This is a genomic window from Paraoerskovia sediminicola, from assembly GCF_030296575.1.
GTDB classification, from domain to species: domain Bacteria; phylum Actinomycetota; class Actinomycetes; order Actinomycetales; family Cellulomonadaceae; genus Paraoerskovia; species Paraoerskovia sediminicola.
In genome coordinates, this window is sequence record NZ_AP027729.1 from 2,290,735 (window position 1) to 2,312,496 (window position 21,762).

The 21,762-nt window shown below is 72.5% G+C and carries 17 protein-coding genes and 5 pseudogenes; 10 read left to right on the forward strand and 12 right to left on the reverse strand.

All coding sequences use genetic code 11. From position 1 onward, the window contains the following. Positions 1-82: 82 nt before the first annotated feature. The 5 genes from QUE47_RS10660 (at position 83) to QUE47_RS10680 (ending at position 4,804) form a co-directional block, all read left to right on the forward strand. Complete coding sequence (locus QUE47_RS10660) at positions 83-1,210, forward strand: glycosyltransferase family 2 protein (RefSeq protein WP_286217277.1); 1,128 nt, start codon at positions 83-85, stop codon at positions 1,208-1,210. Between the two features lie 28 nt (positions 1,211-1,238). Further along, complete coding sequence (locus QUE47_RS10665) at positions 1,239-2,417, forward strand: hypothetical protein (protein ID WP_286217278.1); 1,179 nt, start codon at positions 1,239-1,241, stop codon at positions 2,415-2,417. Continuing rightward, on the forward strand, positions 2,411-3,154 hold the full coding sequence (locus QUE47_RS10670) for a polysaccharide pyruvyl transferase family protein (protein WP_286217279.1): 744 nt from the start codon (positions 2,411-2,413) through the stop codon (positions 3,152-3,154). The genes QUE47_RS10665 and QUE47_RS10670 overlap by 7 nt, the downstream gene beginning before the upstream one ends. Further along, on the forward strand, positions 3,154-3,927 hold the full coding sequence (locus QUE47_RS10675; protein ID WP_286217280.1) for an ABC transporter ATP-binding protein: 774 nt from the start codon (positions 3,154-3,156) through the stop codon (positions 3,925-3,927). The genes QUE47_RS10670 and QUE47_RS10675 overlap by 1 nt, the downstream gene beginning before the upstream one ends. Before the next feature lie 166 nt (positions 3,928-4,093). Next, complete coding sequence (locus QUE47_RS10680; protein WP_286217281.1) at positions 4,094-4,804, forward strand: glycosyltransferase family 2 protein; 711 nt, start codon at positions 4,094-4,096, stop codon at positions 4,802-4,804. Here the strand turns inward: QUE47_RS10680 and QUE47_RS10685 are convergent. The 5 genes and pseudogenes from QUE47_RS10685 to QUE47_RS10700 all read right to left on the reverse strand — a co-directional run bounded on the left by QUE47_RS10685 (position 4,755) and on the right by QUE47_RS10700 (position 9,349). After that, complete coding sequence (locus QUE47_RS10685; RefSeq protein WP_286217282.1) at positions 4,755-5,930, reverse strand: acyltransferase family protein; 1,176 nt, start codon at positions 5,928-5,930, stop codon at positions 4,755-4,757. The two genes, QUE47_RS10680 and QUE47_RS10685, sit on opposite strands and share 50 nt — an antisense overlap. 123 nt (positions 5,931-6,053) lie before the next feature. Then, positions 6,054-6,536: a glycine betaine ABC transporter substrate-binding protein gene (locus tag QUE47_RS16855; RefSeq protein WP_350227528.1), complete on the reverse strand. Its 483-nt coding sequence runs from the start codon at positions 6,534-6,536 to the stop codon at positions 6,054-6,056. Continuing rightward, positions 6,482-7,009, reverse strand: coding sequence for a glycine betaine ABC transporter substrate-binding protein (locus QUE47_RS16860; RefSeq protein ID WP_350227529.1), 528 nt, complete (start codon positions 7,007-7,009; stop codon positions 6,482-6,484). Before QUE47_RS16860 ends, QUE47_RS16855 begins: the two co-directional genes overlap by 55 nt. A gap of 92 nt (positions 7,010-7,101) precedes the next feature. Next, positions 7,102-8,000: pseudogene (locus QUE47_RS10695) on the reverse strand (ABC transporter permease). Further along, on the reverse strand, positions 7,997-9,349 hold the full coding sequence (locus QUE47_RS10700; protein ID WP_286217283.1) for a quaternary amine ABC transporter ATP-binding protein: 1,353 nt from the start codon (positions 9,347-9,349) through the stop codon (positions 7,997-7,999). Before QUE47_RS10700 ends, QUE47_RS10695 begins: the two are co-directional and overlap by 4 nt. Positions 9,350-10,014: 665 nt before the next feature. Here QUE47_RS10700 and ahcY point away from each other — a divergent pair. The 4 genes and pseudogenes from ahcY to QUE47_RS10720 all read left to right on the forward strand — a co-directional run bounded on the left by ahcY (position 10,015) and on the right by QUE47_RS10720 (position 13,672). Then, positions 10,015-11,499 (forward strand): adenosylhomocysteinase, encoded by a 1,485-nt coding sequence (gene ahcY / locus QUE47_RS10705; protein ID WP_286219477.1) that lies wholly within the window; start codon positions 10,015-10,017, stop codon positions 11,497-11,499. A gap of 90 nt (positions 11,500-11,589) precedes the next feature. After that, positions 11,590-12,158 (forward strand): annotated as a pseudogene (locus QUE47_RS17240) (sensor domain-containing protein); the annotation flags it as partial. A 561-nt stretch (positions 12,159-12,719) separates the two neighbouring features. Continuing rightward, on the forward strand, positions 12,720-13,004 hold the full coding sequence (locus QUE47_RS17245; RefSeq protein WP_434019765.1) for a sensor histidine kinase: 285 nt from the start codon (positions 12,720-12,722) through the stop codon (positions 13,002-13,004). Next, positions 13,001-13,672 carry a response regulator transcription factor gene (locus QUE47_RS10720; RefSeq protein ID WP_286217285.1) on the forward strand — a complete coding sequence of 224 codons (672 nt, stop codon included), beginning with the start codon at positions 13,001-13,003 and terminating at the stop codon, positions 13,670-13,672. Before QUE47_RS17245 ends, QUE47_RS10720 begins: the two co-directional genes overlap by 4 nt. Before the next feature lie 122 nt (positions 13,673-13,794). Here QUE47_RS10720 and QUE47_RS10725 read toward each other — a convergent pair whose 3' ends face one another. Continuing rightward, entirely contained in the window at positions 13,795-14,616 is an 822-nt protein-coding gene (locus tag QUE47_RS10725) for an RDD family protein (RefSeq protein ID WP_286217286.1), read from the reverse strand. 75 nt (positions 14,617-14,691) lie between these two features. On the opposite strand from QUE47_RS10725, the gene QUE47_RS10730 reads away from it, so the two are divergent. After that, entirely contained in the window at positions 14,692-15,681 is a 990-nt protein-coding gene (locus QUE47_RS10730; protein WP_286217287.1) for a stage II sporulation protein M, read from the forward strand. 10 nt (positions 15,682-15,691) lie between these two features. Here QUE47_RS10730 and QUE47_RS10735 read toward each other — a convergent pair whose 3' ends face one another. The 6 genes and pseudogenes from QUE47_RS10735 to QUE47_RS10760 form a co-directional block, all read right to left on the reverse strand. Next, on the reverse strand, positions 15,692-15,850 hold the full coding sequence (locus QUE47_RS10735; protein WP_286217288.1) for a hypothetical protein: 159 nt from the start codon (positions 15,848-15,850) through the stop codon (positions 15,692-15,694). Positions 15,851-15,964: 114 nt separating this feature from the next. Next, a pseudogene (locus QUE47_RS10740) lies at positions 15,965-17,256 on the reverse strand (DUF58 domain-containing protein). 1 nt (position 17,257) lies between these two features. Continuing rightward, a pseudogene (locus tag QUE47_RS10745) lies at positions 17,258-18,205 on the reverse strand (AAA family ATPase); the annotation flags it as partial. 618 nt (positions 18,206-18,823) lie between these two features. Further along, a pseudogene (locus QUE47_RS16870) lies at positions 18,824-19,378 on the reverse strand (DUF4350 domain-containing protein); the annotation flags it as partial. A 214-nt stretch (positions 19,379-19,592) separates the two neighbouring features. After that, complete coding sequence (locus QUE47_RS10755; RefSeq protein ID WP_286217289.1) at positions 19,593-20,285, reverse strand: DUF4129 domain-containing protein; 693 nt, start codon at positions 20,283-20,285, stop codon at positions 19,593-19,595. Beyond that, entirely contained in the window at positions 20,282-21,724 is a 1,443-nt protein-coding gene (locus QUE47_RS10760) for a DUF7847 domain-containing protein (RefSeq protein ID WP_286217290.1), read from the reverse strand. Before QUE47_RS10760 ends, QUE47_RS10755 begins: the two co-directional genes overlap by 4 nt. Positions 21,725-21,762: the final 38 nt, after the last annotated feature.

Sequence of the window (21,762 nt, forward strand, 5' to 3'; positions counted from 1 at the left end):
GCTGCCGAACGCTGGGTGAACACTCGATCGTGACCCCCTGATCCGTCCGTCGGACCCTCGGAGCGGGGCCTAGCGTGCTCCCGTGCAGCCAACCTCCGACGACGACCACGAGGGCAGCGGCGACGTCCGTTCCGGGCATCCGCCGGTGTCCGTGTTCCTCGCCGTCCGCAACGAGGAGGCACACCTGGAGCGCTGCGTCCGGCAGCTCGTCGCCCAGGACTACCCGGGCGAGCTCGAGATCGTCCTCGCGGTCGGGCCGTCGAAGGACCGCACAGCCCAGATCGCCGGCGAGCTCGCCGCAGCTCACCCCGAGCTGACCCTCGTCCGCAACCCCACCGGCGCGACGCCGTCCGGCCTCAACCGTGCGATCGCGGTCGCGCGCCACGACCTGCTCGTGCGCGTCGACGGCCACTCGATCGTCGAGCCCGACTACGTGCGCCGGGTCGTCGGGACGATGCTGCGCACGGGTGCCGCGAACGTCGGCGGCGTCATGGTCCCGGGCGGCGAGGGACCCCTGCAGAGCGCGGTCGCGCGGGCGATGAGCAGCAGGTTCGGCATCGGTCCCGTCGGCTTCCACACCGGTGGTCACGAGGGACCGGCACGCTCGGTCTACCTCGGCGCGTTCCGCCGGGACGCCCTCGACGACGTCGACGGCTACGACGAGTCGTACGTGCGGGCCCAGGACTGGGAGCTCAACCACCGCCTGCGCCACGCCGGTCACGTCGTCTGGTTCGACCCCTCGCTGCGCGTCGGCTACCGGCCGCGCAGCACCTGGAGGGCGCTCGCCCGGCAGTTCTACGGGTCGGGGCGCTGGCGCCGGGACGTCGCGACCCGCCACCGCGGCACCCTCAACCCCCGCTATCTCGCGCCGCCGGTCGCCGTCCTCGGTGTCGCGGTCGGGCTCGTGGTCGGCGTGATCGGCCTGGCGATCGACGGACTCCTCCTGAGCGCATTCCTCCTCGCCCCACTCGCCTACGCCGCGCTCCTGCTCGCCGCCGTCGCGGGGGCGGGTCGCGGTCTGAGCACCGCGGCCCGGCTGTGCCTGCCCGGGGTCCTGGCGACGATGCACATGGCCTGGGGGTCGGGTTCCTCCGTGGTGGCGCGCGCGACTCGCTCGCCCGGGTGCGCCCGGGCCAGCGCCCCAACGTCCCGATGTCCGCGGACGCCCCGTTCTTCCACTTCGGCGGTGCCGATCACCGCCGTGACCTGACCGCCCTCGACACGAGCTGGGACAACAGATGACCATCACAGACCTCGCCGCCACCGCGGCTGCTCCTTCCGGGGTGTCGGACGACGCAGCACCGGTCGCGGCGCACGTCGCCCCTGAGGCCGGGCCGCGCCCTGGGCGCGTCGTCGTCTGCTCCTTCTACACGGACGACGCCTACTACCGCGGGTTCGCCGACCAGCTCCGCGCGAACCTGGAGCGCCTCGGGATCGACCACGTGCTGCAGGAGGTCGAGAAGAAGGAGGGGCAGGACTGGGCGGACATCTGCCGGCAGAAGGTCGGGTTCCTCGCCCAGGTGTGCGACGACAACCTGGACGCCCGCGTGTTCTGGATCGACGTCGACTGCGGCCTGCACTCGCTGCCCGACTACGTGCGTGACTCGACCGCGGACCTGCTGGGGTTCCAGCGCGGCTTCTCGTCGCCGCTGACGATCGGCTACGGCAACCGGACGCGCTTCTGGGAGCCCTGCTTCTTCGGTGTCGGCACGTCGAAGGTCGCGCGTCGCTGGATCGCGGACGCCGCGGCGCTCGAGCGCACGTCGGCGATCAAGGCCACCGACGACTACTTCTTCGAGGAGGCCTGGCGGGCGCACGCCACCACGATCACCTTCCAGATCATCCCGTCGGTCGCGGTCACGGGTCGCTCCGCCGGCAGCGAGTCCGGCGTCGAGCCGTTCTTCACCTTCGGCTCCAGCGGCAACGTCGACGAGTTCAAGGGCACGGTGGCGCAGCACGGGCACGTGGGTGGTGTCGGGCGCAACGACTCGGTCTGGACCCGTGGGCGCCGCAGCGCACTGAGGACCGCGAAGTCGGTCGAACGGGCCCTGCCCGCGCGGCTGGCGGACCCGATGCGCCGGGCGGCCGACCGGCTCGGTGTCACGCACACGCTGACGGGCGGGGGAGCGGACGCTCTGAGCGGCCTGACCCGCGGACCGGGCTCCTCCCACCGGGTGCGGATCGTCCGCGAGATGCTCGTCGCCGGCCAGGCGGGGAGGTCGAACGGATGGAGAGCTCCTACCACCGGCTCGCCTCGTCGAGCATCCCCAGCCAGTCCGAGGTCGCGGCCTACACGGCTGCGCGGTCCTTCGCGCACTTCGCCGCGGCGAACCCGGGATCGGACCCCCTCCGTCTCGCGTGGTGGGCGCGACCGTTCCCCGGCAACTTCGGCGACTGGCTCAGCCCACTCGTGCTGAGCTCCCAGACCGGCCTCGCCGTGACCTATCAGTCGCCGACGGCACGCTCGTCCCGACCGCACCTGATCTCGGTCGGGTCGATCGGGCGGTTCATCAGACCTGACTCGGTCGTCCTCGGTACCGGTGTCAGCAGCGAGGACGTCGAGCTCGAGGCTCGCGCGCGCTACGTCTCGGTCCGCGGCCCGGTGACGGCCGCGCTCGTCGCCCGGTCCGGCGGTCCGTCGGTCGAGTCGTTCGGTGACCCGGGCGTGCTGCTGCGACGGATCCTTCCCGTCGAGCGGGGCGAGACGAACGGCCGGGTCGCGCTCGTGCGGCACTTCACCCACATCGGCGTCCCGCTCACCCTTCCCGAGTCGATGGACGAGCTGTCGGTGCTGAAGTCCGACCCGACCGCGGTCCGCGAGCTCGTCGAGCGGCTCAACCAGTACGACTCGGTCGTGACGAGCGCGATGCACATCATGATCGCGTGCCACAGCTACGGGATCCCCTGCCTCCTCGTCACGTTCGAGGGCATGGAGTCGAGCGTCCACGGGAGCGGGATCAAGTACCGCGACTACGCGCTCGGCGCCGGGCTGGACCAGGTCCACGAACCCGTTCCCGTGCCGCGCGACCTCCGACTGCTCGCCACGGACAGCATGGTCTCGCTCGAGCGGGTGTCGGATGCGAAGCTGGACGAGGTGGAGCTCGCGGTGGCGGACGCCGTGGCCGCGTACCACGCAGCTTCCAGCGCCGAGTGATGTTCCGCGACCTGTGGCGCGCGTTCGTCCAGCTCTTCACGACCGGACCAGGCCGCGCTCAGGTCGTTGCGCTGGTGGCACTCATGGCGTCCGTGCCCGTGGCCGAACTGCTGGTGATCCGCATGTTCTCGCACCTGATCGTCACCGGGCCGGAAACCTTCCGGAGCGACCCGGGGGCGGTCGTCCGGGCGGCGGTGGTGTTCTTCGTCGCGTTCGGTGTCGCTCGTGGTGTGCACCATGCGGTGCGCGTCGGGAGGGTCCAGCTGTTCCGTCGGCGCTTCGACGACAACGCTGGACCGCGCAGCCCCAGCCAGGAGAGCTGGGACTGGGCGCTGGCGTTCGACCTCTCCGGCGTCCTGGTGAACATGGTGCAGGTGCTCGCCTTCGCCGTGGTGTTCGTCTACCTGGACGTCGTGACCGGTCTCGTGGGGCTCGCCGTGACGGCCGCCGTGATGGTCGGTGTCTCGCGCATGTATGCCCGGCAGCGCGCCCTGCAGATCGAGTACGTGTCGATGGGCAGCAGGCCCGGCGCGATATCGGTGGGTCAGCGTGTGGGGCGCAGGGTCGTCACCGCGGAGACGGGGTCGGCGCTCGCAAGCTCCGGCATGGTGATCGTGCTCGTCGTGGTGCTCTGGCGTGCGGTGCAGGGTGAGATCGTGACGGCGGACGCGATCGTGTTCTTCCTGGCCCTGCGCATCGCCTTCGGTCAGCTCGGGGCGCTGTCCGGCGGGATGATGCGTTTCGCCCGGGCCTCCGCGAGGCGCGGGCTGTGAGCCCGGGGCGTCGTGAGGCGCCGGCGCTCCGGCCAGGTGCCCGCTCGGTGTCGGACGCCGCAGCCCCCGTCCCGTCCGCGACGCTCCTCACGCTGGGCTACTCCAGCCTGGGCTCGCGCGCGGGTGCGATCACCGCCCCGGCCGACCCGCGGGTCGAGCTGGTCGCGTGCGTCCAGGGGACCCGGACGTCCCGGCGGACGTCGCGGGGGAGCGGCCGGTCGTCGTCCCCGGCCGCGGGGTGGCCCGCAGCCGCAACGCGGCGATCGACCACGCTGGTCGTCGCTACCTGCTCTTCTGCGACGACGACGTGACGGTGGACCTTCCCGGCGTTCTCGCCGCGGTCGATCACCTGCGCGAGACCGGCGCCGCGCTCGCCCTCGGCCGCGCCACGAACCCTGCTGGGCGGTTCCGCAAGCGCTACGCCCGTCGCGCGCGTCGCCTCACGCTCTTCAGCTCGGCCAAGGCCGCGACCTACGAGATGCTCGTCGACGTCGACCAGGTGCGGGCCGCCGGCCTGCGCTTCGACGAGCGGTTCGGCGCCGGGGCGCAGCACCACCTCGGCGACGAGTACCTGTTCGTCGCCGCGATGCTCCGGGCGGGCCTGCGGGCGGACGCCGTCCCGATCACCGTCGCCGTCCATCCCGCCGAGAGCTCCGGGTCCCGCTGGGGAGGGTCGGACGTCCGCGCCCGTGCGGTCGTGCTCAACGAGGTGTTCGGCCGGTGGGCCGCTCCCGTCCGGCTCGCCTTCGCCGTCCGGGCCGCACGCAGGCTCGGCAGCCTCCGCGCGGTGGCGGCGCTCGCGGGCGACGGGACGCGGGCCGAACCGCTCAGCCGCGCGACGTCGTCCGACGCCCTGTCGCACCCGGGACCACGCTGAGCCCGCGGTCGATCCCGCGTCGCAGGCGCGGGCCGAGCGGCCGCTCGACCCACCGCCACACGGCCCAGGCGAGGACGAACGGCACCGCGACCGCGAGGCCGAGCACGACCCAGCGGTCCAGCCGGTCGTGGAGCACGTCGACGACCGCGTAGCCGAACTGGCTGTGGACGAGGTACAGCGGGTAGGTCAGGGCGCCGGCCGTCGTCAGCCACCGCCAGCGCAGGTCGGCCAGCGGCCCGACCGTTGCGAGCCAGATCAGGGCGACGAGCCCCAGGAACACCGCGATGCAGACGGCCGGGAGGACCGTGCCCCCGACCAGCTCCGAGGCGCGGCCCGCGTAGCGGTTGAGCAGTCGCAGGCAGAGGATCGCGTTCACCGCGAGCCCGAACCACACCATCGCGTCGTTCCCGTCGCGGAACACGAGGAAGAGCAGGATTCCGAGGCTGAAGTACGGGGCGTAGTCCGGGAAGAGCAGCGCGGTGAGGAACGTCGCGTCGTTGGTCTGGGCGAGCTGCCCGACGAGCGGCCAGAGCATCGCGAACGCGATCAGCCGACCCCGGGTGATCCCCACCGCGACCAGGACACCGATCAGCAGGTAGAACTTCAGCTCCACGAGGAGCGTCCAGAACACGACCTGGACGCTGGTGCCCCCGAACGGGTCCTGCACCATCGTCAGGTTGAGCAGGGTGTCGATCGCCGAGGGCGTCCGGCCGCCGTGCCAGAAGACCTGCAGCACGGCCGTGATCGCGATCGCCGCCCAGTAGGCGGGGAAGAGCCTGCCGATCCGGGAGGCCACGAAGCTGCCGAGCGGCCGGTCGTAGCAGGTCATCACGATCGCGAAGCCGCTGATCACGAAGAAGGCCTGCACCCCGAGGAACCCGTAGCGGCTCACCTCGTTCAGGATCGGGAAGGCGTCGGACGACGTCGCGCCCCAGTAGTCGTGGTCGACGCCGGTCAGGTGGTACAGCAGGACGACGGACGCGGCGACGAGGCGCAGACCGTCGAGCGCGCGCAGGCGCCGGGGCGCGTCGTGCGCGGTCGGGTCGGCCGGCAGGGCCGTGGACGAGAGGTTCGCGGACACCGGGACACCGTAGTCGGCGTCGAGCGGGTGGGCACGGGTGGGCACGGGTGGGCACGGCTGTGCTCGTCAGGGCCCGGACGCGCCGAGACCCGGCACCCCGTGAGAGGTGCCGGGTCCCGGCGTCGTGCTGCGCGGCGCGAACTGCGCCGCTCGGTGCTGCTTACGGGGTCACTCGCCCGCGGCGGCCTTGAGGTCGTCGACGAAGGTCGGGTTCTCCTCGAGCCACGCGGCGGCGGCCTCGTCCTCGTCGCTGTACTCGTCCGAGTTGAACATCATGTTCTCGAGCGAGAACAGCTGCTCGTCGGTCAGCGTGAAGTTCGCGAGCCACTCGGTGAGCTGCGGGTAGCGGTCGGCGAAGTCCGAGGCGCCCCACATGTGGATCTCCTCGGCGTCACCGAGGGTGCCCTCGGGGTCCTCGAGGTCGCGGATCGGGAACTCGTCGTAGGCCCAGTGCGGACGCCACAGGGTGACGGCCACGTTCTCGCCCTTGTCCGTCGCGCCCTTGAGCTCGGCGAGCATCGCCGGCGTCGAGGAGATGACGTAGTCCATGTCCTCCAGGCCGTAGGTCGGGATGACCTCCTCCTGGGTGATCTTGGTCAGGCCGGCGCCCGCCTCGATGCCGACGAGACGGTTGTCGTAGTCGTCGGCCATGTCGGCGAGGTCCGCGAGGGACTGCGCGGGGAGTCCTCGTTGACGGCGATCGTCAGCTTGGCGTTGTCGTACCAGACGCCGAGGTCGCTGACGTCGTCGCCGTACTCCTCGAGGTACGAGGCGTGGGTGTAGGGCAGCCAGACGTCGAGCGTGAGGTCGAAGTCGCCACCGGCGAGGCCGGTGTAGATGACGCCGACGTCAGCGGTCTCGGTCTCGACCTCGTAGCCCTCGCTCTCGAGGATGTTCTTCCACAGGAACGAGGCAGCGATGCCCTCGTCCCAGCCGGAGGGGACGCCGATCGAGACCGAGGTCTCGTCGCCGCCGGAGTCGCCGCCGGCCTCCGTGGAGTCGCCGTCGTCCGACGAGCAGGCCGCGAGGCCGAGGCCGAGGGCCGCGGTCGCGCCGATCGCGAGGGCGCGGCGTGCGCCGGTCGCCTTGCTGCCCGGTGTGCTGGTGCTGAGTGTGCGGAACATGGGTGTCCTTCCTTCGGCGGGGTCCCCGCCTGGGTTGGGTCGTGCTGTCCGTCGCCGCAGCGGGGGTGGGCCCGCGCGGGTGGTGCTGAGAACTACTTGGCCGCTGCCAGCGCCTTCGCGACCGGCGAGCGGTCGGCCAGCGCCGAGGTCACGCGGTCGAGGAAGATCGCGAGGATCACGACCGAGATGCCCGCCTCGAAGCCGAGGGCGACGTCGACGCGCTGCAGAGCCGCGACCACGTCGTTCCCGAGGCCGCCGGCGCCGACCATGCCGGACAGGACGACCATCGAGAGCGCGAGCATGATGACCTGGTTGATGCCGGCCATGATGGTGGGCATCGCCAGGGGATCTGGATCTGGCGCAGGATGCGCCCGTTGGTGGAGCCGAACGCGTGGCCGGCCTCGACGACCTCCTTGTCCACGCCGCGGATGCCCAGCTCGGTGAAGCGGACGCCCGGCGCGAGCGCGAAGATCACGGTGGCGACGATCCCGGGGACGGCGCCGGTGAGGAAGATGACGACGGTCGGGATCAGGTAGACGAACGCGGGCATCGTCTGCATGAAGTCGAGGATCGGTCGCACGATGCGCGAGACGTGGTCGTTGCGTGCCGCCCAGATGCCCAGCGGTATCCCGATGAGCAGGGCGATCACGGTCGAGACGATCACGAGCGAGAGCGTCTCCATGGCGTTGTCCCACTGGTCGACGCCGGCGATGAGACACAGGCCGACGAGCGTGGTGAGCGCGAGCTTCCAGCCCTTCGCCCAGAACGCGAGGCCGGCCAGGACCAGGGCGACCACGATGAACGGGGGCGTGTCCAGGATCCACACCAGGGAGTCGTACGCGCCGACGAGGATCGTCTTGATGACGTCGAAGAAGGCGTCGAACGTGGTCGTGAGCCACTCGACGAACTCGTCGACCCACTCGCCGAGCGGGATGCGGGGGACGAAGGTCCCGGTGTCGGTCGCGGCGACGATCGTGGCGGAGCCGATCATGAGCGCACCCCTTCCGTCGTGGTCCCGTCGTTCGGTTCGGTGGCCGTCCCGTCCCTCGGGTCGGGGATGGACGAGTCGTCCGTGCCGTTCGGCGTGCCCTGGGCGCTCGGGGCGCCGGACGACGTCCCGTGGGCGTTCTCCGCGGCGATCACGTCCTCCATGGAGTCGGCCGCGGTGTCGCCCGGGACCATCGCCTCGAGGAGCGTCACGCGGGGGATCACGCCGATGAGCTTGCCCTCGTCGTCCGTGACGGCCATCGGGAGCGAGGACTCGGCGGACGGGGCGAACAGCTCGGCGAGCGGGGTGTCGTGCGAGACCGAGGTGTAGTCGGTCGAGTAGTAGCCCTCGATGGAGTCGGTGCCGGCCTTGACGGCCCTGACGGCGTCGTCGGCGTGGATGACGCCGCGCAGCACCCGCTGGCGGTCCACCACGTAGGAGGCGGGCATCTGGGTCTCGGTCATCTCCCGGCTGGCGACGCGAGGGCCGCCGCCGAGGGTGACCATGACGCGCGGCTTGCGCATCACGGAGGAGGCGGTCAGCACGCGGGTCCGGTCCACGTCGGCGATGAACTGCGCGACGTAGTCGTTGGCGGGGTGCGAGAGGATCTCCTCGGCGGTGCCGATCTGGACGACCCGGCCGTCGCGCATGACCGCGATGCGGTCACCGAGGTGCATGGCCTCGTTGAGGTCGTGCGTGATGAAGATGATGGTCTTGCCGAGCTTCGTCTGGAGCTCGAGGAGCTGCTCCTGCATCTCGCGGCGGATCAGCGGGTCGAGCGCCGAGAACGCCTCGTCCATCAGGAGGATGTCGGTGTCGGCGGCGAGCGCGCGGGCGAGGCCGACGCGCTGGCGCATACCGCCGGAGAGCTGTGACGGCAGCGAGTCCTGCCAGCCGCCGAGCCCGACCATGTCGAGAGCGCTCTGGGCCTTCTCGCGACGCTCGGCCGCGGGGATGCCCTGGATCTCGAGCGGGTACGCGGCGTTGTCGAGCACCGTGCGGTGGGGGAGCAGGGCGAAGTGCTGGAACACCATCGACACGCGCTTGCGGCGCAGCGCGCGCATCTCGGCGGCGTCGATCTGCGCCAGGTCGTCGTCGCCGATGCGGACGTGGCCCGCGGTCGGCTTCCACAGCCCGTTCAGCATGCGGATGAGCGTCGACTTGCCCGACCCGGACAGGCCCATGACGACGAAGATCTCGCCCTCGGCCACGTCGAACGACGCGTCGATGACTGCGGCCGTGCCGAGGTCCTTCACGTCGTCGCGGGTCTTGCCGGCCTCGATCTGCTTGACGGCCTCCTTGGGTCGCCGGCCGAAGACTTTGTAGACGTTCTCCACACGAACGGCTGTCATCAGGGAATCGCCACCTCTGGGTACGTGGTGCATGAAAACTGTGGGACGCGCGCTCCTGCGGCGGACCGTCCTTCGCTGTGCACCCGACACGGACCGCACGTGCGGTCCTCGGCTCCCGGACGCATCGATCCTGGGAGCGCGGGCGGCTGCAGCGCCGGTCCGACCGAGGCAGAGCCCCTGGTGGGCCCGGCGTCAATCACGATCCACCATGCCGCAGATCGGTTCCGACTGCGAGCCGCTTCTTTGCCAAACCGGGGGTTCGGCGGACCATCGGCTCCGACGATCCGCACCATGGCAACGATTCTTACCGGGCGGTATTGTTACGCGTTCGTGACCTTCCGGGTGGTCGGGTTCTGCTCGGTCGAGGCCAGGTCTCCTCTCGGTGTGGTCCGGGTCACCACCGCGAGCCGCCCCGGCCGGACCCACTACCCTGGTGGTGTCGTCGGCGGTCGGCCCGCAGCCGCAGCCGCCGGCCATGCAGCAGCCGCCCCAGCGCGTACGGGAGCCCCCAGCGCACGAGCTCGAGGAGAACCGTGTCCACGACCGCGCAAGCCCCCACGCCCAGCCCTGTGCCCAGCCGTCCGGCCGGCAGCGATGTCGCCACCGACGCCGGCAGCGATGTCGGCACGGCCCCGGCCTTCGACGAGGCCCCCGGCCGCTACAAGGTGCGCGACCTGTCGCTCGCTGAAGCCGGTCGGCACCAGATCCGTCTCGCCGAGCACGAGATGCCCGGCCTCATGGCCCTGCGCGCCGAGTACGGCGACGCCCAGCCGCTCGCGGGAGCGCGGATCGCCGGCTCGCTGCACATGACGGTCCAGACGGCCGTGCTCATCGAGACCCTCACCGCGCTCGGCGCCGAGGTCCGCTGGGCCAGCTGCAACATCTTCTCCACCCAGGACGAGGCCGCCGCCGCCATCGCGGTCGGTCCGCACGGGACGCCGTCCGACCCCCAGGGCGTGCCCGTCTTCGCCTGGAAGGGCGAGACCCTCGAGGAGTACTGGGACTGCACCGAGCAGATCCTCGTGTGGCCGGGCTCCGACGACTCCGAGCACGCGGGCCCGAACATGATCCTCGACGACGGCGGTGACGCCACGCTGCTCGTCCACATGGGCCTGCAGTACGAGCGCGCGGGCGCCGTCCCGGCCGACACGCGCCCCGGCGAGCCCGACCACGCGGACGAGACCAACGTCGTCCGCTCCGTGCTGCGTCGCTCGCTCGACGCCGACCCGCTGCGCTGGACCACGATCGCCCAGCAGATCGAGGGCGTCACGGAAGAGACGACCACCGGCGTCCACCGTCTCTACCAGCTCGCGGAGGAGGGCACGCTGCTCTTCCCCGCGATCAACGTCAACGACTCCGTGACCAAGTCGAAGTTCGACAACAAGTACGGGATCCGCCACTCGCTGCCCGACGGGATCAACCGCGCGACCGACGTCCTCATGGGCGGCAAGGTCGCGTTCGTCGCCGGGTACGGGGACGTCGGCAAGGGCGCCGCCGAGGCGTTCCGCGGCCAGGGCGCACGCGTCGTCGTGAGCGAGATCGACCCCATCTGCGCGCTGCAGGCCGCGATGGACGGCTACCAGGTCGTGCGCATCGAGGACGTGCTGGGCGAGGCCGACTTCTTCATCACCACGACCGGAAACCGCGACGTCATCACCGCCGCGCACATGGCCGCGATGAAGGACAAGGCCGTCGTCGGCAACATCGGTCACTTCGACAACGAGATCGACATCGCGGGGCTCGCGGCCCTCCCCGGGGTCACGCGGACCGAGATCAAGCCGCAGGTGCACGAGTGGACCTTCACGGACGGGTCCGACGACGCCGCCGCCGGCCGGTCGATCATCGTGCTCTCCGAAGGGCGCCTGCTGAACCTCGGCAACGCGACGGGGCACCCGTCGTTCGTGATGAGCAACTCGTTCGCCAACCAGGTGATCGGCCAGATCGAGCTGTGGGCCGACGCCGCCCGCCCGGCCGAGGAGCGGACGTACGCGCGCGAGGTCTACCGGCTGCCCAAGCGCCTCGACGAGAAGGTCGCCCGCCTCCACCTGGACGCCCTCGGCGTCCGGCTCACCGAGCTGAGCGAGCGCCAGGCCGACTACCTGGGCATCTCCGTCGACGGGCCGTACAAGCCTGAGCACTACCGGTACTGATTCCCTCGCGTGAGCGGTGAGTCGAGCAGGCACGGGCTGCCCCGCCCCGGCCGGGTGACGAGGCCGGGGCGGGCGGAGGCCGCCCAGCTCATGGCCGAGGCCTCGCAGCGCCTGCGCGGCGGGCTCGTCGCCGGGCGCACGTGGCGCGAGCTCGCATTCCTTCTCGGCGCCGTGCTCCTCGCTCCGGTCGGGCTCGCGTACGGGGTGCTGACCGTCGTGGTCACCGCGGTGCTCGCGATCACCGTCGTCGGGCTGTACGTCGGCGGGTGGATGGTCGTCGGCGCTCGCGGCTGGGGACGGCTCTACCGCGGGCTCGCGCGACGGTTGCTCGACGTCGAGGTGGAGCCCCCGCGCCCTTCACCCGGGGGCGGGGCTTCTGGCGGTGGTTCGGGTCGATGCTCGGCGACACGGCCGGCTGGAGAGCGTTGGCGTACCTCGCCGCCGCGTTCCCGCTCGCACTGATCTCCGCGGCGGCGAGCGTGGGGTTCCTCGCGTCCGGCCTCGGCGGGCTCACCCACTGGGTCTGGTCGCGGTGGCTGCCGCTGCAGGCGGCCGGGGACGGCTCGCTCCACCGCGGTCTCTCCCTCGGAGGACTGTTCTTCGACACGGTCGCGGGTCAGCTGTCCCTCGCCGCCGTGGGCGTCGTGCTCCTCTTCGTGTGGCCGTGGGTGAACCACGGGTTCGCCGACGTGTTTCGGCTTCTCGTCGGCGAGCTGCTGGGCCTCACTCCCGGTGCCCGTCGTCTGCGTGACCTCGAGGTGTCGCGCGGACGCTCCGTCGAGGACGCCGACGCCCGGCTGCGGCGCATCGAGCGCGACCTCCACGACGGGACGCAGGCGCGGCTCGTCGCGGTGGCGATGCAGCTCGGCGAGGCCCGGGAGCTGCTCGGGTCGGGGGTAGCCGCGAACGGTCGGGGCGACTCGAGCGGCCCGAGCGGTCCAGATGGCTCGGGTGGGCCCGCCGGGCTGACCGGAGAGTCGGTCGCGGGAGGCGAGGCTCCGCGCCCGACTGCCGTCGCGAACGCCCGCGCGCTCGTCGAGCTCGCGCACGCCGCAGTCAAGGGGACCGCCGTCGAGCTCCGGGAGATCGTGCGCAACATCCACCCGCCGGTCCTCGACGACGGCCTCGAGGTCGCGCTCGAGTCCCTCGCGTCCCGGGTCCCGCTCCCGGTCCGCGTGCACGTCGAGCTCCGGGTCCGGCCGAGCCCGGCGATCGAGACGATGCTCTACTTCTGCGCCGCCGAGCTGCTGACCAACGTCGTCAAGCACGGCGGGGCGACGCACGCCACGGTCACCCTCGAACCGCACGGTCGCGGGCTCCGGCTGCGCGTGCAGGACGACGGGACCGGCGGCGCGCAGGTCTGGTCGCCGGACGAGACGGGCCGCCGGTCCGGCCTCGTCGGACTCGCAGAGCGGGTGCGGCCGGTCGACGGTCGGCTCGAGCTGCACAGCCCGGCAGGCGGACCCACCGTCGCCACCGTCACGCTCCCCGGGCCCGTCGCATGACGGGCACGACCGTCGTCGTCGCCGACGACTCCGTGATCCTGCGCGACGGACTCGTCGCCCTCCTGAACCGTCGCGGGTACGAGGTGCTCGCCGCGGTCGGTGACGGCGACTCGCTCGTGGCGGAGGTCGAGCGGCTCACCGCGGCCGGCACGGCGCCCGCCGTCGCGGTGGTCGACATCCGGATGCCCCCGACCTTCACCGACGAGGGGCTGAGGGCCGCCCGCGAGCTGAGGACGCGGTTCCCCGGCACCGGGGTACTGCTCTTCTCCCAGTACATCGAGACCCGGTACGCCACCGAGCTCCTCGCCCAGCGCGACGGTGGGGGAGTCGGCTACCTGCTCAAGGACAGGGTCGCGGACGTCAGCGAGTTCCTCGAGGCGCTCGACCGCATCGCCGACGGGAGCACGGTCCTCGACCCGGAGGTCGTGCAACAGCTCATGGGCGCGCCGCGGGCCGAGGACGGGCTCGCGCGCCTCACGCCGCGGGAGCGCGAGGTGCTCGAGCTCATGGCCGAGGGCAGGTCGAACGGCGCGATCTCGCGTGAGCTGTACCTGTCGGCGGGGGCCGTCGAGAAGAACGTGACGGCGATCTTCGCGAAGCTGAGCCTGCCGCCTGACGCCGGGGACCATCGACGGGTGCTCGCGGTGCTGAGGTTCCTGCGCGGCTGAGGTTGCTGCCCTACTGAGGTTGCTGCCCGGCTGAGGGTGCTGGCCGGCTGACGCTGCTGGCCTGTCAGCCAGTCGTGGCCCGTCGTCTCGACGTCTCGACGGCTCGTCGGCTCGTCGGCTCGTCAGCGCGACGGGTCGCCGACCCCGTGGGGGAGCCTGCGGACGACGGCCGCCGACTCCTCGACCCGGCGCTGGGTCGAGGTCTCCCGGACGTGCTCGCGGTCGCGGCGTTCGGCGAGCACCGCGGCGATGAAGTCCTCCACCGGTGTCCCCGGCGGCGGCCCGGGCGCGACGTGCTGCTCGAGCCGCGTCGCGATCTCGAGGCCGAGCCGTGCTCGAGAGCCGGGGTTGAGCTTCCCGGCGCGACCCAGGAACCGCCGGGCGTCCAGGGCCAGACCGTCGGGGAGCCGTCGCATGTCGGCGTGGCGGGCCCACGACGTGAGCCACGGTGGCGAGACGAGCGGGGCGAGCTCCTGGCTCCCGCCCCGGATCCGGACGACGTACGTCCCCGCGAGCATGTCGCCGAGCCGGCGGCCGCGATCGTTGGACAGGGAGACGATCAGCGCGACGCAGCCGAAGGTCAACCAGATCTCGCCGACCCCGACGAGGGATCGGATGAAGGCGTGGCGCAGACGCACGGGGCCTCCGTCGTCCCGGACCACCCGTACCCCGGTCGCGAGCTTGCCCAGCGAGCGGCCCCGGGTGACGGTCTCCACTGCGCACGGCAGGCCGACGAGCACGGCCACGAACGTCGCTATGCCGATCGGTGCCCCGTAGTCCAGGAGCAGGTCGGCGGGCGTCCAACGCGAGGTCGCGTACGCGATGAGACCGAGCAGCACGAGGGCCACGGTGATGTCGAGCGCGGCACCCAGGGCTCGGGTCAGGAACGACGCGGGGCGGGCGTCGATGACGACGCCCTCGCTGGTCATGGTGCCGTCCCGCACTCCGCCTCCTGCTCGCCGCCGCCTGCCTGTGGGTGACGACGGACGCCGTCCGCCCCCTCGTGGCAGGGTACAGCTGTGGATCTCGACGCGTACGCGGCCGTGCACAGGCCCGAGTGGGACCGGCTCCGGGCCCTCGTGCGCCGTCGTCGACTCTCCGGTGACGAGGCGGACGACCTCGTGCGGCTCTACCAGGTGACCGCGACCCACCTGTCGACGGTCCGGTCGACCGCACCCGACCCGGTGCTGATCTCGGAGCTGTCCGAGCTGCTCTCGCGCGGTCGCACGCGGATCGCGGGCTCGCACGAGCCCGCGTGGCGCGACCTCAGGCGGTTCGTGGCCGTCTCGCTCCCCGCCGCCCTGTACCGGGTCCGGTGGTGGTCCTGGGCGGTGATCGCCGCGAGCCTCCTCGTCGCGGTCGTGTCGGGGGTCTGGGTCTCGACGACCCCGGGCGGGCTGGACGTCGTCGGCCCGGTCTCGGTGCAGCAGGACTACGTCGACCGGGCGTTCGCCGAGTACTACGACCCGGGCACGGACTTCGCCCTGACCGTGTGGACCAACAACGCCTGGATCGCGGCGCAGTGCGTCGCTCTGGGGATCACGGGCCTGTGGCCGGCGTACGTGCTCTTCACCAACGCGGTGAACCTGGGCGTGGTCGGGGGACTCATGAGCAGCTACGGCGAGCTCGACGTCTTCTTCGCGCTGATCCTCCCGCACGGGCTGCTCGAGCTGACCGCGGTGTTCGTCGCAGGGGCCGCCGGGCTCAAGCTCTTCTGGGCGCTCGTCGAGCCCGGGCACCGGACCCGCGCTCGTGCCGTCGCCGAGGAGGGCCGCGCGCTCTTCACCGTCGCGATCGGGCTCGCCGGGGCGCTCGCCGTCTCCGGCGTGATCGAGGGATACGTGACCGGCTCGGGCCTCGCGTGGTGGCTCAAGATCCTCGTCGGGGTCGTCGCCGCGGCGGCGTTCTGGGCCTACGTGATCGTCCTCGGCCGTCGCGCCGTCGCGCAGGGTGAGACGGGCGACCTGGAGCGGGACCTCGCGGGCGACACGGTCGCCGTCCGCGGCTGACCGATCAGGGTCAGAGCAGGACGATCGCGAGGAACGGCACGACGAAGGTCAGGAGCATGGCTCCGACGACGATCAGTGCGATACGACGCTGGCGTGCGACACGCTCGTCGGGTCGGGTGTAGCGCGGTGTCACGGTGTCTCCGAGATCTCGGGTGGTCGGGGTTCCCATGGTCTCATCCCGCACCCGTGCTTCCGCGGTACCGGCTCTGCGGTTCTGCGGAACTGCGGTTCTGCGGCACTGCGGCACTGCCGAGCTGCGGCCCGCGGCCCGTGTGCGTGAGGGTCAGAGCCGACCCGCGGCCTTGAGAGCCAGGTAGGTGTCGGCGAGCCGCGGCGCGAGGTCGGCCGGCAGGGCGTCCACGACCTCCAGCCCGTCGCGCCGCAGCACCTCGGTGATCGCCGCGCGCTCCAGGAGGGTCCGGGCGGCCGAGCCCGCGTCGTAGACCGCCGCGCCGGACTCCCTGCGCGCTGCCAGCGCTGTGACCTCCGGGTCCGTCACCGATGCGAGCACCACCTGGTGCCGGTGCGCGAGTCGCGCAGCGACAGGGAGGAGGCCGGTGCCCACCACGGACGGGTCGAGAGCGGAGAGGAGGACGACGAGCGCACGCTGCGACAGGCGCTCCTCCACCTGCGCGGCGATGCCCGCCCAGTCCGTCTCGAGCAGCGACGGCGCCGTCGGGGCCAGCGCCTCGGCTAGCGCCGGGAGCAGCCGAGGGCCACCGGTGCCGACGACCTGCGCGCGGGGGTGCGGTCGAACGCGAGGAGCTCGACGCGGTCTCCCGCCCGGCTCGCCAGAGCGCCGAGGAGCAGGGCTGCTTCGATGGACGCGTCGAGCCGAGGTTCGTCCCCGACGCGAGCCGCGGAGGTGCGACCCGTGTCCACGACGACGAGTACGCGGCGGTCCCGCTCAGGGCGCCAGGTGCGCACCACGACGTCGTTGCGGCGTGCGGTCGCCCGCCAGTCGATCGACCGGACGTCGTCCCCCTCGACGTACTCGCGCAGCGAGTCGAACTCGGTCCCTTCGCCCCGAACCTGGACGGCGGCACGGCCGTCCATCTCGCGCAGGCGGGCCAGCCTGCTCGGCAGGTGCCTGCGCGAGGCGAACTCGGGCAGCACCCGCAGGGTGCCGGGCACCGTGATCGACGCCTGCCGGCCCGCGACCCCGAACGGGCCGAGGGTGCGGATCGTCACCTGGTCCGCCTCGCGGTCCCCGCGTCGCGTGGGGACCAGGACCGTGCGGGTCCGGGCGGACTCGGCCGCGGGGAGGTCGATCGCGTGCCGGTCCTGCAGCGCGCCTGCGGACGGCTGCCACGCGTCCCGGACCAAGCCGCGCAGCCGTCGGCGTCCGAGGTTGGTCAGGACGAGCGTGGACACCGTGCTCTGCGAGAGCCGCACGGCGCGCGCCACGCCGCGGGAGACCCGGACGCGCCGCGGCGAGGCCGCGAGGACGGCGTCCACCGAGCACAGGAGGATCACCAGCGACGTCCAGAGCACGACCGTCTGTCCGCTGGGCAGGAGGACGACCGGGATCGTGCCCAGCGCGGTGACCACGGCGGCGCGGCGGGTGAGGACCATCTCAGCGGGGCACCGGCACCGCGGCGAGCACGGTGTCGAGCACCGACTCCGCGGTGACGCCCTCGAGCTCGGCCTCCGGGCGCAGCTGGACGCGGTGACGCAGCGTCGGGTGGGCGAGAGCCTTGACGTCGTCCGGGGTCACGTACGTGCGCCCGCACAGCCAGGCCCAGGCCCGCGACGTCGCCAGCAGGGCCGTGGCGCCGCGGGGCGAGACACCGAGCGACAGCGACGGCGAGCGCCGGGTCGCGGCGCAGACGTCGACGACGTACCCGAGGACCTCCGGGGCCACCTGCACGTTCGAGACCTCGCGACGTGCCTGCGCGAGCAGCTCGGCGTCGGCGGCGGGCCGGACCCCTGCCGCGACGAGGTCGCGGGGGTCGAAGCCGCGGGCATGACGTGCCAGGACCTCGATCTCCTGGTCGCGCTCGGGCAGGGGCAGGACGACCTTGAGCAGGAACCGGTCGAGCTGGGCCTCGGGCAGCGGGTAGGTCCCCTCGTACTCGACGGGGTTCTGCGTGGCGACGACGATGAACGGCTCCGGCAGCGCCCGGGGCGTTCCGTCGACCGTGACCTGCCGCTCCTCCATCGCCTCGAGGAGCGACGCCTGGGTCTTGGGCGGGGTGCGGTTGATCTCGTCGGCGAGCAGGAGGTTCGTGAACACCGGCCCTTCCCGGAAGGAGAACTCGGCGGTCCTCGCGTCGTAGACGAGGGACCCGGTGACGTCGCCCGGCATCAGGTCCGGGGTGAACTGGACGCGCTTGGTCCCGAGGTCGAGCGCGCCGGCGAGGCTGCGGACGAGCAGCGTCTTCGCGACGCCCGGCACACCCTCCAGCAGCACGTGGCCTCGGCACAGGAGCGCGATCAGCAGGCTCGTGACGGCGGCGTCCTGCCCGACGACGGCGCGAGCCACCTCGGTGCGGACGCCCGAGAGAGCGGACCGGAGATCGGGGGCGGGTCGGGCAGGAGCAGGCGGCTGCCCGACCTGGTCCTCGTGGGCGGGGGCTGTTCGATGGTCACAGCGGGTGGACCTCGCTCTCCAGGGTGTCGAGACGCGTGGCGAGCTCCAGGAGCGCGGCGTCGTCTGTAGGGGGTGGACCGTAGAGGATGTGCTGGATCTCGTCGGGTGTGCGGCCGCACGCCCGGGCTGTCGCCTCGACGACGACGTCGCGTCCCGCGGAGGCGGGCACTCCGAGGCGGCGGGCGAGCCGCTGCGCCGTGAGTGCCCGCAGGCCGGCGGCCGCGTGACCGCGGGCGCCCCCGGCGCGGTAGAGCCTCGCCCGCCCACGTGTCGTCTCCGAGGAGCGGACGACGACGGGCAGCGGTTCGCTGACGAGGCGCCCCATCCGTCGTCCTCGCCACAGGGCGACGACGACGAGGACGACGAGGAGCTGGAGGGCGACGGCGCCCGCGCCGGGGGAAGGATCCCGACGGGGTCGCTGCTCGTGCCGTCGATGGCGGTCGCGTCGGGCTCGGCGGGGACGAACCACGTGAGGTTCTCGTGGTGGCCGAGCATGCGGAGCGCGAGCGCGGCGTTCCCCGACTCGTCGATCCGGTCGTTGGTGACGAGATCGGCGTCCGAGAAGGCGCGCACGGTGCGGTCAGGTCCGCGCACGATCGCGTACGCGCCGTCCGACCCGTCGTCCGGGTAGCACAGGGAGGCCTCGCGGCCGATCGCGAGGAAGCCTCCGTCGCTCTCCGACACCGGCCCGGCCGCGTCGTCCTCTGCGCACCGGGGCTCGAGCGGGTCGATGGAGCTCCAGGCGTGGCCGGCCTCGACCGCGCCCGACGTCGCGCTCGACACGAGGTCGGCGCCGGGGCCGAGCAGGACGAGGTCGGCGTCGGTGGCGAGGAGAGCGTCCGTCTCGTCGGGGGTGAGGCGGTAGCCCGGCAGGACGGCGAGGGTCGATCCCCGCGGGGCGCGGGACGCGTCCGCCGCCTTCGATGCCGTGCGGACCGTCACGCCCTGCTGTTCGAGCACGCGGACGACGGCCTGGGCCCCCGGGGGCTCGGGTTGTCGGCCGCGTACCGCACCGTCGAGACGGGAGCGGGGAACAGGGCTACCGCGGTCACGACCAGGAGCGCTGCCAGCGTGATGAAGATCGGGAGCCTTGCCCTGCGCCATCGGCCGGCTGCGCGGGACCGTCCGGTGGTGCCGTCACCGACGACGCCCTCGGCGGTGACCTGCTCACCGGCCGGTGCCGCACGCCCGGCCCCCGCGGTCGCGGTCGCGTAGGGCGGTGGCGGCGACGAGGTCGGCGGCGTCAGGGGTGAGGGCCGCGCCGGTGGCGAGGTCGGTGATGGCGAGGGCGGGGGTGAGAGTGGTGACGGGTCTCGGCTCATCGGTCCGCCGGCCCGCCGACGTCGTCCGTGCTCACCGCACCGACCGGCCGGGCGGCACGATCCGCACGGGGACGGGCCTGCGCGACGGACGAGGCGCAGGCGTCCATGGCGTCGGACTCGGCGCGGCCCACGACGACCTTGCCGTAGCAGACGTCGTCGAACAGGGCTCCGGCGGCCTCGAGCGCGGCGCTCGCCTGCGGGAGCCGTGCCCGGGCGTCACCGGAGACCTCGTGCGCCGTGCGCCCGGGTCGGTCGTCGATGATCACGCGCTCCTCGAGCGAGCGGACGATCGCCCGGAACCGCTCCAGCACCGCGGTGGTCCAGTCACCGGCGCGCCGCGCCGCGTCGGCCGCACTGCCGATCTGCTCGGCGGTCCGCCCGTCGTCCTCGAGGACCGTCGACTGCGCTGGCGCGCGGCTGCTCCGGCGCACGCGACCTGTCACCAGCAGCGCGAGAGCCACGGCGACCACCACGGCGACGACGGCCACGATCAGGACGCTCCCCGGGATCGAGGGCGCGTCGCCGCCGAGCTGGCCGAGCCAGTCGAGGAACCGGCCGATGAGGTTCTGGTTCTCGCCGTACTCGGGTCGCGCCAGCTCGTTCCGGATCCATTCCTGTGCGACCTCAGGTGCCGGCGTCACGGGGACGTCGGCACCCAGGAGCGGGGCCAGGTGCACGGCGGCCGTCAACGACGCTGCGCGTCGCGGCGGGCGGCGGCCGCGAGCTCGATGTCGAGTCCCTCGCGCCGCATCCGGACGTCCACGTAGAGCAGAGCGACGATCGTCGCCATGAAGAGCGTCGTGATCATCCCCGCCACGATCGAACCGAGCAGGGTCAGGGACGTGAAGGCGAAAGCCGAGCCCTCCGCGAAGAGCGTTGCCACGATGCTGAACGGGTAGGTGACGATCCCGCTGATGATCCCGACCAGGATCGTCGCGAGCAGCCAGGTACCGAGCACTCGCCAGAAGACCCCGCGCGTCAGCCGCCAGGACCGCGCCACCGAGCGCCACACCCCTTGCCGCTCCAGCACCAGGGCGGGCGGGGCGAGGATCAGCTTCGTCTGGAGCCACAGCGCGCCGACAACCACTGCGGCGAGGATCGTCAGGCAGAGAACCACGGTCGCAGCGACGGAGAGGCCGCCGTCGACGGCTACGAGCACGAGGACGAGCACCGCCGCCGCCGCGAGCGACATGGCGGCGAAGGTCACCAGGAGGAGCAGGGCGGAGTAGCCGACGAGCCGGGCGAGTCGTCCCTTCTTCGCCGACCAGACCTGGGCCAGCGTCGGCCGGCGGCCGACCACGGCGTCGCCGACCGCACCCGACAGGAGACCGTTGATGATCGGCAGTGCGAGCACCTGCACCACGACCGCCTGGACCCAGAGCGTCATGATCCCGGTGAAGAACCCGGACCCCATGCCGGCGTCGCCGAGCTCGGCGGTGAGGTCGGCGCCGAGCGAGCTGAGGACCCCGACCAGCAGCATCGAGAGGACGACGGACACCGCGGTGCACGCCACCAGGACGATCGCGGGCACCCCGAGCATCACTCTCGGGTTCGACCGCACCGCTCCGAAGGCGCCGTCGAAGATCTCGCCCAGGCGCAGAGGCCTCAGCGGGACGATGCCGGGCTTGTCGGCGATCGGAGCCATCCCGGGCGGAGGTGCCGCGGGTCCGTACTGCTGTCCGCCGTACTGCTGACCGCCGTAGGTCGGGCCCTGCTGCTGACCGCCGGACTGCTGACCGCCGTAGGTCGGGCCCTGCTGCTGACCGCCGTACTGCTGGGATCCGTACTGCTGCGAACCGCCGTAGCCCGGGCCTCCGTACTGCTGTCCGCCGTAGGCCGGGCCTTGCTGCTGGCCCCCGTACTGCTGTCCGCCGTAGGCCGGGCCTCCGTACTGCTGTCCGCCGTACTGCTGTCCGCCGTTCTGCGGTCTCCCGTCGCCCTGGTGCCGTTGCGGGGTCCCGTACCCCGGGGGCGCCGTCGGCGCCTCGCCCCACCCGGAGGGCGGAGGCCCTGCGGTGCCGGGGTCCGGGGCCGATGCGGGGGCCGGAGCGGCCGCCGATCCGGACGGCGCAGCGGGGCGCGGCGGAGACTGACGCACCGGTTCGGTGCTCGGGTCTGGCGTGGTCATCGCGGGGTCCTCTTCGCGTCGCTGGCCCGATCAGAGTA